This is a genomic window from Prosthecobacter dejongeii, from assembly GCF_014203045.1.
GTDB classification, from domain to species: Bacteria; Verrucomicrobiota; Verrucomicrobiia; order Verrucomicrobiales; family Verrucomicrobiaceae; genus Prosthecobacter; species Prosthecobacter dejongeii.
The window spans coordinates 307,904-321,535 of sequence record NZ_JACHIF010000003.1 but is presented as its reverse complement, the minus strand read 5'-3'; the positions used below and the strand labels follow the sequence as shown (position 1 = coordinate 321,535).

Here is a 13,632-nt window from a genome sequence, read left to right as displayed (position 1 = left end):
CCTGCCTGCCACTCGTTTCACTGGCAAGTCCGCTGTGCCGGGGCTAAAAAAGTGCATGTCATGGAACCGGGAAGAGACGCAGGAAGCGGCAGAGCGAGTGCAGCGGGAGATCGCCAAACGGCGCGCCCGGGGCGAGGCCCTGCAGCCGCTGGAGGCCCCGCAAAAAAGCCGTCACCTGTGCCAGAGCTTTTGGGGTCAGGCCTGGTGCAGCCACCTGGCGAACTACCAACACTATGAGGCCCGCCTGCCCGCTGGCCGCAGCTACCTGCGCCAGGGCAAGGTGTTGGACCTCACCGTGGAGCCCGGAACGATCAGCGCCGTGGTGGCCGGGACGGAGCTTTACGACACCCTCATCCACATCCGCCCGCTGGCGGCCGATCGCTGGCAGGAGATCGTCCAGGCCAGCCAGGGTCAGGTGAACTCTTTGTTAGACCTGCTGACGGGCAAGCTGGGAGATGGGCTGATGCAGGTGCTTTCGCATCCCGAAGACGGCCTATTTCCTCAGCCCGGCGAGATCCGTTTTGACTGCTCCTGCCCAGACCACGCGGATCTGTGCAAACACGCGGCGGCGGTGCTGTATGGCGCAGGCATTCTCCTGGATACGCAGCCGCAGCTCCTCTTCACCCTGCGCGGCGTGGATCAGGCGGATCTGCTGAGCACGGCCCGTGAATCCTCCGCCGCCGGATTGAGCCAAGCGAGCGAGCTGGAGGGGACGGACCTCTCTGCGCTGTTCGGCATTGATTTGGATGAGGGGAAGTAAGTGGGGGCGAGGGATGGCCATCGGAGGCCACCTGCTGGTGAGGGTAGTGGCGAGTTGGGGGCGAAGTTGGGGCGGACGAGATGCTTGGGGGCGGACGCATCACTCGGAGAGTGATTCATCCTGTACCTGCTGGCGCGGCCCGCAGAACGGCCCCCGCCCTGGAGGGGCGACGGAAGGTAGCCGGGGGTGGAGCGAGGCTTGGCGAGCGGGAACCCCCGGACCCACCTAACAAATAACGCGTCCACACCCGCCGCGCCCTGGAGAGGCGCGAGAAAGGTGGAACCCGCTCCCCATTCCGCCGAGGTGCAGGGGCTGGCGGACCTTTCTCGCGTCCCTCCAGGACGCCTGCCAAAACGCATCTCGGGTGATTCGCCAGACCGGGGGTTCTCGGTGCTGCGCACCTTCACCCCCGGCTACCCGCTTTCGCCCCTCCAGGGCGGTGGGGAAGCGTATCGAAGCGAGCAGTTCCGCGCATTGTAGTACCGTCCCGCATGTGGGACGGTCTGCGCGTGAGGGGCGTCGCGCTCACTGGCTTTTGACATGAAAGACCGAGGGGCCATCAAAGACCACCTGCTGGCGCAAGCAGCGACGGGTTGGGGCGAACGATGGCTTCTTGGGGCGGACGCATCACTCGGAGAGTGATGAATACTGTACTGGCTGGTGAGGCCCGAATCCCCCAGCCCTTATGGCTCAAACAGAAACTCGCTGGTGTTCAGCAGCGCCCAGGCGAGGTCGCGTGGGCCGGATTGTGGGTGCTGGGTGAGGTGCTGGAGGGCGGCGTTTTTCTCCGCTGTTTCTGGCAGGCGACTGAGGATGCGAAGAAACAGATCCTCCACCTGCTGGGTGGGCTCGGCGGGGCCACGCAGGAGCTGGGGGGAGGTGGCCACGCGCTCGATGAACGGGCTGGCGATCATGAATCCGGTGAGCTGGTGGGAGATGAGAGGCCGAGTTTCATCGGCCCATTCCCGGGTGCCTTGGCCTAACCAAAAGAGCGGATGCGCAGCCTTCGGCACCTGTGGCATTTGGGCGCTGGAGCGGGCTTCGGCATCCTCAGGCGGCAGCATTTGTGCCCAGGCATCCCAGGTAACGAGAGGGGGCAGGCGGCGCAGACGGGGGGCAGCAACGAGGGCGTGCCAGGGTTCCTGAGTCAGGGCCTCACGATGATAAGCGGTGGTGCGCGTGAGAATGCGCAGGAACTCACGCGGACGGTAACCACACTGTTGAAACTCCACGCCCAGGGCCCGCACCACCTGGAAGGCTGGCTGGCTGGCATCGAACTCTTCATACAACGAAGGCACCGTCCAGGTGGGTGGGGCAGCGCAGCCATGACGCGTCAGTACGCAATGCCAGGGCCGCGGCTCAGCCTCGAACCTTTGCGAGCGCCCGGACTGAAACGGCAGGCCAAAGAGCTGATGCCACAGACGCAGGCCGCCCATCTGGGCGAAGCGATCGTTTTGCGGGCCGGTGAACCAGAGGGCCAGTTGATCCCGCAGCGGGCGGGCGGGATCGGGCTGGGCGTCCAGGGCCTGGCGGCCATCGCTGGGCATCCTTTTGGTTAGGGGTAGGTAGCGGGCGGGCACGGCATCGCCCGGCTTGCCATTGACATACGAGTAGTTAGGCGGCAGGCGCAGACCGGTGGCTGGGGTGTCAGCAAAGCAGTTGGCAAATTCATAGGCCTGGCGTTGGGTCCAGTCGGCAAAGGGATGATCATGACAATGCGCGCAGTGCAGGTCCGCCCCTAAAAAGGCGCGGGCCACCTCCGTGCTGGCGCGCAGCAGGTCGCCGCCATCGCGCGGCAGCAGGTGGGCTGCGGGATCGCTGGCCGCCGGGCCGGGAGCGCGTAGTACTTGGGCTAGCAGGGTGTTATACGGTAGGTCTTCGCGCACGGCTTGGCGCAGCCACGTGATGAGGGCGGCCTGAGATTGCCCACCCACGTCATCGCGCACGCGGAGGCCCTCGGCCAGATCCCGAAAGCGCACCTCCGCAGCGCCAGGCTCAGCCAGCAGGCGATCCACCCACTGTGCGCGTTTGGTAGGAGAGGCATCCGCTAAAAACTGCCGCACTTCCGCAGGCGTGGGCAGGCGACCGGCGAGGTCAATGCAGGCGCGACGCAGGAAGGTGGCAGCGCTGGCTGGGGGCGGCAGCGGTGGCTGTGGATCTCGGCTGCGGGACTGCTGCATCTCCTCCGCACGCGCTTTCACCAGCGCAGCATCCAGGCGCTGGGCAGCGGCCTGCACGGCGGCTTCCGGCAGCGGGGCGGCGTGGCTGAAACTCAGGCCCCAGGGGCTGAGGAAGATCCCGAGGCAGGCGAGGCGTCTCATGCGGATGAAACGGCCCGAAGGACATTTGCTTAGACGTCATTCGTTTTGCTGGCCTGCCTTTGGCTCACCTGTGCTACATTCCCGTTCCCGTGCTGCACGCCGTCAATCCTGACTTCACCCTCCTCGCCGAAAGCGACGACTACATCGTCGTGGACAAACCCGCGCCCCTGCAGGTCCATCCCAGCACGCCCAATGGCACGTGGACGCTATGGCATGGTCTGAATGCACTGCTGGCCTATGAGATGGCGAATGGTGGGCAGATCTCCATCATCAATCGGCTGGATCGTGAGACTTCCGGCACGGTGCTGGTGGCCACGACCCAAGCGGCGGCGCGGCGTTTTGGCATCGCCATGCAGGAGCGCCAGTTTCATAAAACCTACCTCGCCCTCGTCCACGGCTGGCCCGCGTGGGAGACGCTGGATTTCCAAGGGCCCATCTTGAGGAAAGGCGAGGTCATGGACTCGCCCATCTGGGTGAAACAGCTCGTGCATCCCGAAGGCGCAGCCTGTCAGACGCGGTTCCGCCTTCTGCGCACCGTGCAGCACCCCACGGTGGGGCCGCTGGCGCTGGTGGAGGCCTCCCCCGTGACGGGGCGCATGCACCAGATCCGCGTGCATCTGGCCCACCTCGGCCACCCGATTTTAGGCGATAAAATCTACGGGGCGGATGAGCGCTGCTACCTGGATTTCATCGAGACCGGCTGGACGCCGGACCTGGAAAAGCGCCTGCACTTTTCCCGCCAGGCCCTGCACTCCAGCCGCCTGGAAGTGCACACGCCCGACTTCCATCACGTCTGGGAAGCGCCCCTGCCTGTGGAGATGGAACGGTGGCTGTGAAGGGGGGGGAGTTTGCACTCTCCGGGTGCGGTGTGCTGAAGGTGACGTGGATTTAGATGTGGGGGAGTGGGAGGGGAAGCCCCTGGAGAGGAGCGTGGGCACTCTTGCCCGCCTCTAAAACATGGGGAGCGCTGCGACCCTGACTTTCTGTCTCGGAGGTTGTTCGGTCTCAAACCAGCGGACGAAGGAGGCCTGGGGCGAACGTTGCGGACAAGTGCGAAGCCGCGAAGCGAATGTCCGCGCTCCCCTCAGCATACGAGGGCGTTAGAACGGGGTTCCGCGAGGACGCAGAACCCAGCACGCGAGACGCGTGCGCTCCATGGCGGACGAAGGTGGCCTGGGGCGGACGCATCACTCGGAGAGTGATGAATACTGTACTGAAAGCCCAAAAAAATTCCACCCACTGGATCTACCGAGAAGAAATGTCGCCGTCGTATCTTCGTTACCTTGCCATGCTGTTTCGTCTCGCCCTGCTGACTTTGCTCGTCACCCCTTCGCTTCCGGCGGTGGAGGCGGAGGCACTTTTTGTTAGGCGGGTGTGGCCCTTGTTTCAGGAAAAGTGCCTGGCCTGTCATGGGCAGGACGAGGCGAAGATCAAAGGTGGGCTGGACATGCGCACGCTGGCCGCCACGCTGAAGGGGGGCGACAGTGAGACGCCTAGTCTGGTCCTTGGAAAGCCGGAGGCCAGCCCGCTTTACCTCGCCACCACCCGCGACCATGAGGACTGGGAGGCCATGCCGCCGAAGGAAAAGGATGCCCTCACCGAAGCCCAACGCGAGTGGCTGAAAACCTGGATCACCCAGGGGGCGCCGTGGCCGGAGGAGGCGCAGCGCCAAAAGATCGCCCAGGTGCACGCGAAAGCTTGGGAGGCGGAGGATGGACTCATCATCAAGACCACGGGGGCGCTCTCGCCCGACTGGGCAAATCGCCGTTACCCAGCCGCCGCGCTGTGGGGTTACCAACCGGTGAAAAAGCCCACGCCGCCCGTCACCGCCCCGCACCCGATTGATGCCCTGCTTTCCCTGCATCTGCCCACGGGGCTGAAACCGGCCCCGGCAGCGGATGCGCGCACTTTCATTCGCCGCGCCACCTTTGACCTCATCGGCCTGCCGCCCACGCCGGAGGAGGTGCATGCTTTTGAGCTGGCGATGAAGACCACGACCGATGTGGAGGCGACCTACACCCAACTGATTGATCGTTTGTTAGACTCACCCCACTATGGCGAGCGCATGGCGCGGCACTGGCTGGATGTGGCGCGCTACGCAGACAGCAGCGGTTTTGCCAATGATTACGAGCGCGGCAATGCCTGGCGCTACCGCGACTACGTGGTGCGCAGCTTCAATGCCGACAAGCCCTACGATCAGTTTATCCAAGAACAGATCGCGGGCGATGAGATGGTGGCGAATACCGCACAGGCCGGCAAGAGTGCCCGCCCCACTTCGGAAGGCCTCATCGCCACGGGCTTTCTGCGGATGGGGCCGTGGGAACTGACTGGCATGGAAGTGGCCAAGGTGGCCCGACAGCGCTTCCTAGATGATGTGACCAACAGCGTGGGCGAGACCTTTCTGGCCCACTCGCTGCAATGCGCGCGCTGCCACGATCACAAATTCGATCCCGTGCCCACGCATGATTATTATGCCATTCAGGCCTGCTTTAGCAGCACGCAATTGGCCGAACGCCCCGCGCCGTTTCTCCCCTTAGAAAACACCGCAGGCTTCGAAGAACGCCAGTATCTGGAGCAGCGTTATGCCGAGCACGTGAACGTGCTGCGCAAACTGGATAACCAAATGCTCGTCAACGCAGAAAAGTGGTATGCGGAGAAAAAGCTGGATCGCCAAGCCTGGGACCAAGCTGTGGCGGCAGCCCGTGCAACGATGCAAAACGGGGGTGCGAAGAAAGGTCCTGGCCAAGGTGGTAAGGGCAAGGCACGGAACTTCGTGGGTGTGTATGATCTGGCCCGTAACAGCCTGCAAAAGCAAGGCCTGCCGGAGGATCAGTATCCGCCCAAATTGGTCGGTTTTCAGCCCGTGGACTTCGGAAATGAGCGCGTGGCCCGCAAGGGACTGGAGCGCCTGAAGTGGGAGATGGAACGCTACGAACCCTATGCCTTCAGCGTTTACAATGGCCGCACGCCGACGATGACCAGTGTGAACCAGCCGCTGCGCGTGCCGCAGGATCGGCTGACCGCAGGCGAGCTGGAGCAAACAGCCATCCTGGGCGGGGGAGATCCCTTTTCACCCACCACGCCGGTGCAGCCGGGAGTGCTGACGGCCCTCTTTGAAACCGCGCAGGTGCAGGCCCAGATCCCCGCAGAAGTGGAGGGCCGCCGCAGCGCCCTGGCGGCCTGGATCGCCCGTGCGGACAACCCTCTCACCACCCGCACGATCGTGAATCGGCTGTGGCTCTGGCACTTCGGGCAGGCGCTGGCGGGGAACCCCAATAACTTTGGCAGCACGGGCAAAAAACCCACGCACCCGGAGCTGCTGGACTGGCTGGCCGCGACCCTGGTGGAAAAGGGCTGGAGCCTAAAAGAAATGCATCGCCTCATCATGAGCAGCGCGGCCTACCGGCGGAGTGCCGAGGGGGACATTCCCCAGCCGGCGGACAGCAGTGTCCACGCTCCTCTCAATGCAGCCTCCCTCACCCGTGAAGAAATGGAGGCTGCCTACGCCGTTTTCAAACCACGCCGCCTCACCGCTGAGGAGCTGCGAGACACGATGCTGAAAGTCACGGGCGAGCTGAACCCCACGCTGGGCGGCATCCCGAATCGCCCAGAAATCCACCGGGAAGTGGCCATGCAGCCGCGCCAGGTCATGGGCACCTTTGCTGCGGCCTGGGTGCCAAATCCCCTGCCCGCTCAGCGGCACCGCCGCAGCCTGTATGCGCTGAAAATTCGCGGCGTGCGGGATCCCTTCATGGAGGTGTTCAATGAACCCGGCCCCGACTTTTCCTGCGAGGCCCGCGAGGTCTCCACCGTGACGCCACAGGTCTTCAGCCTGTTCAATGGCCAGGCCGCGTATGACCGCGCACTGGCGCTGGCCCATCGCGCTTTAAAAGACCAGCCTGCCGATGCCCTGAGCCGCGTGTTTGCCCTGGCCTATGGCCGCGCCCCAACCGCTGAGGAAAAGACCGCCTGCACGACCCACTGGCAGGCCATGGAGGTGAAGCAACAGGCCCTCACCTTCACCACCCAGCCGCCGCCGCTGGAGATCACCCGCGAGGCCGTGGAGGAGAACACCGGAGAGAAATTCAGCTTTCAGGAAAAACTGCCCGCCTACGCCGACTTCGTGCCTGATCTGCAACCCGCCGCTGTGGATGCCCGCACCCGCGCCCTGGCGGATGTGTGCCTGGTGCTGCTGAATTCCAACGAGTTTGCGTATGTGTATTGAGCCGGTTTGAACTGCCCATTCTTCTCGTCCCGGAGGGACGAAAGCCAATAGCCGGGGGTGGAGGTGGCGCAGCCGCCGAGAACCCCCGGACGAACGGGATGCAAACACTCCCTATTAGAGGGGCCTCCTGGAGGGAGGCGAGAAAGGTCGCTCGCTCTCCATGCCCGCCTTTTCCCACTGCGGAGTCTGAGGGGGCCGGCGACCTTTCTCGCGTCCTTCCAGGACGCCTGATTGGCTGATGCCGAACATTTTCTCTCACCGGGGGTTTTGCTCGTCCCTCGCGCCACCCCCGGCTATGGGCTCACGTCCTTCCAGGACGAAAGGCGGGGAACAGCTATGTTGATTTTTGGCGCTCTTTTTAATCTTGAGCGATCTTAAAAAAGGAATCCACACGCCTAACAAAGGATACTTCATCGCCATACAAGGAGTCCATTCAGGCATACTTAATCCCATCCGCTCTTTCTGTGGGCAAGGTTTACGGGACATCCAAAAAAATTTCAGAAAAATCTGTCTCTTTTAGACATTCGTAGCGTTGAAGACGGGAGACTGCACCCACCCCATGAACTCCCCTCTCTTTCCCTGTGCCGGAGCGCGGGCGCTGCATGCGCCGACGCGGCGCGAGTTTGTCTATGGTCTGGGCACCTCCCTGGGCAGTGTGGCGCTGACGTCCCTCCTGGCGGCGGAGGCCCGCAGCCCTCTGGCCCCCAAGCCGCAGCAGGTCCCGGCCAGGGCCAAAAACTGCATCTTCCTCATGATGGAGGGCGGGCCGAGTCACATTGATTGCTTCGATCCGAAACCAGCGCTGGAGAAGCTGCACCTGAAGGAATTTGTGCGCGAGGGCGCGATGAAATCCGCCATGGAAAGTGGCAAACGCTACTACGTGCGCAGCCCCTTTAAATTTGCCCAGCATGGCCAAAGCGGTGCCTGGATGAGCGAGCCGTGGCAGCACCTGGCGAAGGTGGCGGACGAGCTGTGCTTTTACCGCGGCTGCCAGGTGGATAGCGTGAATCACCCCACGGCCATGTACCAGATGAACTGTGGCAACCGCTTTGGCGGAGATCCCGCCCTGGGGGCCTGGGTCTCGTATGGGCTGGGCTCGGTGAATCAGGACCTGCCCGGCTTTGTCGTCCTGCCAGAGATCAGCTACCCGCAAGGCGGCAGTGCGAACTGGGGCAATGGCTACCTGCCTGCCGACTTCCAAGGTACGCCCCTCCGGCCTAAAGGCAGCCCCGTGCTGGATCTGCAGCCGCCCCCCGGCATCTCCCCCCAGCACCAGCGGGCGAACCTGGACCTGCTGACTCAGCTTAACCAAAAGCATGTCAACAACCATCCCTGGCATGACGAGCTGAAGGCGCGCATGAATAACTACGAGCTGGCCTTTCGCATGCAGATGCAGGTGCCCGAGGTCATTGACCTGGAAAAGGAAGATGCCGCGACGAAAACGATGTACGGCATGGGGCAAGACGCCACGGATGCCTTTGGCCGCAAGTGCCTGCTGGCGCGCAAGCTGGTGGAAAAGGGCGTGCGCTTTGTGCAGCTCTACGCTGGCACCTGGGACAGTCACGACTACATCGAGCGCGCTCATGGCAACCTCATCCGGCAGGTGGATCAACCCATCGCCGCGCTGATCGCCGATCTCAAACAACGCGGTCTGCTGGAGGATACCCTCATCGTCTGGTGTGGCGAATTTGGCCGCACGCCGGACAATGGCGTGCGCGGCGGCACCCAGTATGGGCGGGATCACAACCCCAAGGCCATGACGATGTGGTTCGCCGGAGGCGGCGTCAAAGCGGGACACACCATCGGCGCGACGGATGATCGCGGCATGGAGGCCATCGAAGAAGTCCACCACGTGCGCGATGTCCACGTGACCCTCCTGCGCCTGCTGGGGCTGGATGACAACAAGCTCACCTTTTACCACGCGGGTCGTTTCAAACAGCTCAGCCAGTTTGGCGGTCAGGTGATCGATAAACTCATCGCGTAGGGGGAGGTCTTTTTGACTCCGTTGACGGGAGACCCAGTGCCCCCGCCCTGGAGGGGCGAAAGAGGGTAGCCGGGGGTGCAGCGAGGCTTGGCGAGCGAGAACCCCCGGACACGGAATAACCAAAAACGCGTCAAACGCAGAGCGCCCTGGAGAGGCGCGAGAAACCTCCGTCCGCCCGTTCCATCCCGTGCTTCCAAAAATGCGTTCCTGCTCCCTGCAAACGGGAAGCAGGGCGGGCGAGGGCTCTTGGAGGTGGAGGGCAAAGGTGTCGTTTTTGGAAAAGGCACCTTCTTGCGAACGAGGTTTTGCGTGCTGCGACCACCCCCTCACCTTGGCCTCTCCCCACGCAAGCGCGGGGAGAGGGAACGCGCTTGCGTGGGGAGAGGGAACGCGCTTTGGAAGCTCCGAATACAAGGGCGAACGAGGACTGATTCCGAGCGAAGGAAGTTGGTTTGGTCTTCCGTGGACGGAGTCGAAAAGACATCCCCCCTCGCCCCGCTTGCGGGGAGCAGGGCCAGGGGTGAGGGGCTGTGGAATGGTCTCGGGGCTGGAGTACAGAGGAGTCGTTTGAGAGAAAAGGGCACCTTCTTGCGAACGAGGTTCTGCGTGCTGCGACCACCCCCTCACCTTGGCCTCATCCCCCAGTTCCTGGGGAGAGGGAACGCGCTTTGGAAGCTCGGGATGAGAGGGCGAACGAGGTATGAACGGCCTAGAAATTCACGCCGAACCGACGCGGCCACATCATTTTTCAAACCGCTCTAACCAAAAGCGCACTCATTCCCCAGCACTGGCGACGGGTGCTGAGGTGGGACGGCCACCCATGCAGCTAGGCGGAAACCACGTAGCAGTTTAATGGCGGGCGAGCGCTTTCTTTTTCTTGGCGGGAGGGGCCTTGGCGCGGGATTTCGCCGCTTTTGCCGTGGGCTTGGCGGCTGGCTTCGCCGCCGTTTTCGGGGTAGCTTTGACCTGCACAGGGGGCAGGGTCTCCGCCAGCGTGACCTGGGGGGCCTCAGGAGCAGGCTCTCCTTTGAGGGCGCGCAGTTCTTTTTCCAGTTCTGCCAGGCGGCGGGAGGTGGCATCCAGCTTCTTCGCCACCAGACGGGCGACAAATTCAAACAAGGCCGCGTGGAAGGCCGGATCTTCCTCGCGCGGGTGGATGTCCTGGAGGAATTTCTGGTCCACCGCCAGGCACAAGGCCCGACTACCGGCGATGACAGAGGCGGCACGCTTGTCCTGATTCACCAGGGCTAGTTCGCCAAAAACATCGCCCACACGAGCAATGGAGGCCACTTTTTTACCGGCCACTTTCACCTCCAGCTCGCCATTGAGCAGGATGTAGATGCGAGAGTCGATGGTGCCCTCGCGAATGATGATATCACCCGCATCACACTGGAGCAGGCTGGAGGAATTCAGCACTTCGTCCAACTGATCCTCCGTAAAACTGTTGAGGAATGGCACCGAACTGAGCGGTGCTGGCAACTGGCCTTCCTCGTGAATGTAGGCATACTCTTTCATGGAATGCTGGAGACTATTTCACGTCTCGGCGGAGATGAACAGAGCAATCCCCATGCAAACGCAACTTTTTTGTCCCCTGAACGGGCGATGAACGCTAGCGGGCGGATTTGGGCTGGGGATGCCCGCTTTTTTTTTGGCAACCTCGTGCCCACAGGCTCGCTCAGGTGCCGAAGCAGCGATCTCCTGCATCCCCCAGACCAGGGACGATGTAGCTGCGCTCATTCAGCCCTGGGTCCACCGCAGCGGTGACCACAGTGACATCCGGGTGCTGGGCGGCCAGAGCCTGTAGGCCCTGGGGGCAACTGACCACACAGATGAGTGTGATGCGCGTGGCCCCGGCCTCTTTCAGTTGGGTGACGGCACTGCACGCACTGCCGCCCGTGGCCAGCATGGGGTCCAGCAAAAAGACATCGGCCTCTTTCAGCACGGCGGGCAGCTTGGCATAATAGGGCATGGGCAGAGCGGTGGCTTCATCCCGCGCGATGCCCACATGCGCCACCGTGGCCTCAGGCACCAAGGGTAAAATGGCCTCCTGCAGGCCCAGTCCCGCGCGCAGGATGGGCACCAGCACCACCGACCGCGCAAAGGCACTGCCCGCCGTCTCCACCAGCGGCGTCTGCACGCGGACAGGGGCGGTGGCCAGACTGCGGGTGGCCTCCGTGAAAAGGATCTCTGCCAGGCGCTGCAAGTGCCAGCGGAACTGCCCGCAGGACGTGTGCTGACGGCGCAGCTCCGTGAGGTGGATCTGAGCCAGCGGATGCACGACGATAACGGGAGAAATCATGCCGCCAAACTGGGCGCGCTGCCCGCCCCTGGCAACGAAGACTTCACTTGGTGGTCTAACGGGAAGTGAAATAGCGGTGCTGTGCTCGCAGGCTTTTGACGTGGAAGACCGATGGGGCCGGACGAGACGTCTTGGAGCGGACGCATCACTCGGAGAGTGATGGATATTGTCCTGGCGGGTGCGGCCCGCCCTGGAGGGGCGACGGAAGGTAGCCGGGGGTGGAGCGAGGCTTGGCGAGCGGGAACCCCCGGTCGCCTAACAAATAACGCGTCCACACCCGCCGCGCCCTGGAGGGGCGCGAGAAGCGTGCCCCCCCCCCAATCAAGCCGAGGTCCAGGGGCTGGCGGGCCTTTCTCGCGTCCCTCCAGGACGCCTCCTTAAAAGGCGTTTGGAGTGATTCGCGAGACCGGGGGTTCTCGGTGCTGCGCACCTTCCCCCCCGGCTGCCCGCTTTCGCCCTTCCAGGGCGGGGTATGCAGACGTCGAAGCGAGCGGTTCCGTGCGTTGTAGTCTTGTCCCGTACGCGGGACGGTTTTGGGAACGTGGGGGCGTCGCGCTTGCAGGCTTTTGAGGTGGAAGACCAATGGGCCCGTCCAAGATAAGTTGGGGTGGACGCATCACACGGAGAGTGATTCATCCTGTACTGGCTGGCGCGGCCCGATTCCCCAAAAAGAAAAAGGTCAGGGAGAATTCTCCCTGACCTTTTTATTTTCCTTCAGCAAGAGAGTGATCCTCCCCTCAGACCCCACAAGGGCGGCGGCGGCGTAGGATGACCATGAAACCCACAGCGGCCAGGGCCAGACTGCCGGGCTCAGGTACCGGAGCCACGGAGAAGTTGGTAAACGACAGCACCGTCTGGTTATCTGTGATGGTCCCCAGAAGGTTCACGTTCGCGACCGTGGCGGCATCGAATTCAAACGTCAGGTCATCCGCACCGGCAGGCGCATAGAACTGGAAATCAATGGTGGCCAATCCCCCGCCGATGGTCAGCAGATTCAGCACATTCAGCGTTTCCACCGCGTTAATATTCTCAATGGGAATGCCGCCACTCAGAAGGGAGAAATTCGCCGCACTGAGCGCCGCGAGGTTCAACCCCGCACCGGAGGCCACATTGAAACTGGCGGAATACAGCACCCCTTCACTAAGGGACAGGTTAGCCACCGTGGCGGAGGAGTCCCAACTATTGATGGCACTGGCTCCCGTGACGCTATTCACCGTGCCGGTGAGCAGCCCCCCGAGATCGGGCAGACTTAGCAGGTTCACATCCAAATCTCGCCCAAAGACCAGCGAGTTCCCAATCGTCTGCGTGTAAGCAGCGAGCTGGACATCCGCCACGAGTGAGATCCCTGCCTGCACCAGGCCACCGGACTGATGTGTCCAGGTGACGTTCCCTGCGGACTGTGAACCGGGATTGTAGAGCGTGGTATCTACCGTGAGGGCGATGACACCCCCTGCACCGGGGCGGCGAGCCTCAAAGTCAGGATTAAAAAAATCCGAAGACGAGATCAAGCTTTGCGCCTGAACCAGACCTGAAGAGGCCAAAACGAGACCTAGGGCCAGCTTCACGAAGGAAGAACGGGCACAGCCTCGAGGGGAGCATGTGAGCGGTTTCATAAGGGTGAGTTGATGATTCTGCAATGACTGCAATAACCGGATACAACATTACCACCATAATCGCCACGCTTTACAATCGTTTATGTAAGAATAATGTTAAGGTTTATCTAGAATAAACAAATACATTCCTTATATTTAATACATGTTTAATACTAGCTTTTGAAAACGAGTAACAGAAAAATTCCTGATTTTCCTCTTGCAGTTTAAATCTGCAAAACCTTGATTCTCAGAAGATTGAGATCTTGGTTTTTCTTCCCCTTCAGTTCTCAACCTGGGGGGTCTAGATGCCTAGTACTGTCTTTTGATTTGCACGATCGTGCTTAGAACCTGAATATCCCACTTATGAATTTTATTGGATTTTTAACTCATTCAAAACTTCTGCTTGCAGGGATTTTGCACCTGAAAAGCTGCTGACGGCTTAAATAAATCT

Annotated in this window: 9 protein-coding genes; 5 read left to right on the top strand and 4 right to left on the bottom strand. The window is 62.0% G+C overall.

From position 1 onward, the window contains the following. Nucleotides 1-55: 55 nt before the first annotated feature. Together HNQ64_RS09180 and HNQ64_RS09175 are read left to right on the top strand one after the other, a co-directional pair. Nucleotides 56-760, top strand: coding sequence for an SWIM zinc finger family protein (locus tag HNQ64_RS09180; protein ID WP_184207748.1), 705 nt, complete (start codon nt 56-58; stop codon nt 758-760). Between the two features lie 276 nt (nt 761-1,036). After that, nucleotides 1,037-1,240, top strand: a complete 204-nt coding sequence (locus HNQ64_RS09175; RefSeq protein WP_184207746.1) for a hypothetical protein — start codon at nt 1,037-1,039, stop codon at nt 1,238-1,240. Nucleotides 1,241-1,443: 203 nt separating this feature from the next. Here the strand turns inward: HNQ64_RS09175 and HNQ64_RS09170 are convergent, their stop codons facing one another. After that, entirely contained in the window at nt 1,444-3,081 is a 1,638-nt protein-coding gene (locus tag HNQ64_RS09170) for a DUF1549 domain-containing protein (RefSeq protein ID WP_184207744.1), read from the bottom strand. 59 nt (nt 3,082-3,140) lie between these two features. Between HNQ64_RS09170 and HNQ64_RS09165 the strand changes: the two genes are divergently transcribed. The 3 genes from HNQ64_RS09165 to HNQ64_RS09155 all read left to right on the top strand — a co-directional run bounded on the left by HNQ64_RS09165 (nt 3,141) and on the right by HNQ64_RS09155 (nt 9,290). Further along, nucleotides 3,141-3,917 carry an RluA family pseudouridine synthase gene (locus HNQ64_RS09165; RefSeq protein WP_246430997.1) on the top strand — a complete coding sequence of 259 codons (777 nt, stop codon included), beginning with the start codon at nt 3,141-3,143 and terminating at the stop codon, nt 3,915-3,917. Nucleotides 3,918-4,282: 365 nt separating this feature from the next. Beyond that, on the top strand, nt 4,283-7,306 hold the full coding sequence (locus HNQ64_RS09160) for a PSD1 and planctomycete cytochrome C domain-containing protein (protein ID WP_246430996.1): 3,024 nt from the start codon (nt 4,283-4,285) through the stop codon (nt 7,304-7,306). Nucleotides 7,307-7,865: 559 nt separating this feature from the next. Next, on the top strand, nt 7,866-9,290 hold the full coding sequence (locus tag HNQ64_RS09155; RefSeq protein WP_184207742.1) for a DUF1501 domain-containing protein: 1,425 nt from the start codon (nt 7,866-7,868) through the stop codon (nt 9,288-9,290). Nucleotides 9,291-10,139: 849 nt separating this feature from the next. On the opposite strand, the gene HNQ64_RS09150 is transcribed toward HNQ64_RS09155, so the two are convergent. The 3 genes from HNQ64_RS09150 to HNQ64_RS09140 all read right to left on the bottom strand — a co-directional run bounded on the left by HNQ64_RS09150 (nt 10,140) and on the right by HNQ64_RS09140 (nt 13,202). Then, nucleotides 10,140-10,805, bottom strand: a complete 666-nt coding sequence (locus HNQ64_RS09150) for a cyclic nucleotide-binding domain-containing protein (protein ID WP_184207740.1) — start codon at nt 10,803-10,805, stop codon at nt 10,140-10,142. Nucleotides 10,806-10,965: 160 nt separating this feature from the next. Next, entirely contained in the window at nt 10,966-11,589 is a 624-nt protein-coding gene (gene upp / locus HNQ64_RS09145) for a uracil phosphoribosyltransferase (RefSeq protein WP_184207738.1), read from the bottom strand. 737 nt (nt 11,590-12,326) lie between these two features. After that, on the bottom strand, nt 12,327-13,202 hold the full coding sequence (locus tag HNQ64_RS09140; RefSeq protein WP_184207736.1) for a PEP-CTERM sorting domain-containing protein: 876 nt from the start codon (nt 13,200-13,202) through the stop codon (nt 12,327-12,329). Nucleotides 13,203-13,632 lie beyond the last annotated feature (430 nt).

What these genes read in the sequence shown, in the direction of transcription:
- HNQ64_RS09160 (WP_246430996.1), top strand. Translation starts at nt 4,283, where the DNA reads ATGAATACTGTACTGAAAGCCCAAAAAAATTCCACCCACTGGATCTAC.
- HNQ64_RS09170 (WP_184207744.1), bottom strand. Translation starts at nt 3,081, where the DNA reads ATGAGACGCCTCGCCTGCCTCGGGATCTTCCTCAGCCCCTGGGGCCTG.
- upp (WP_184207738.1), bottom strand. Translation starts at nt 11,589, where the DNA reads ATGATTTCTCCCGTTATCGTCGTGCATCCGCTGGCTCAGATCCACCTC.
- HNQ64_RS09140 (WP_184207736.1), bottom strand. Translation starts at nt 13,202, where the DNA reads ATGAAACCGCTCACATGCTCCCCTCGAGGCTGTGCCCGTTCTTCCTTC.
- HNQ64_RS09180 (WP_184207748.1), top strand. Translation starts at nt 56, where the DNA reads ATGTCATGGAACCGGGAAGAGACGCAGGAAGCGGCAGAGCGAGTGCAG.
- HNQ64_RS09150 (WP_184207740.1), bottom strand. Translation starts at nt 10,805, where the DNA reads ATGAAAGAGTATGCCTACATTCACGAGGAAGGCCAGTTGCCAGCACCG.
- HNQ64_RS09155 (WP_184207742.1), top strand. Translation starts at nt 7,866, where the DNA reads ATGAACTCCCCTCTCTTTCCCTGTGCCGGAGCGCGGGCGCTGCATGCG.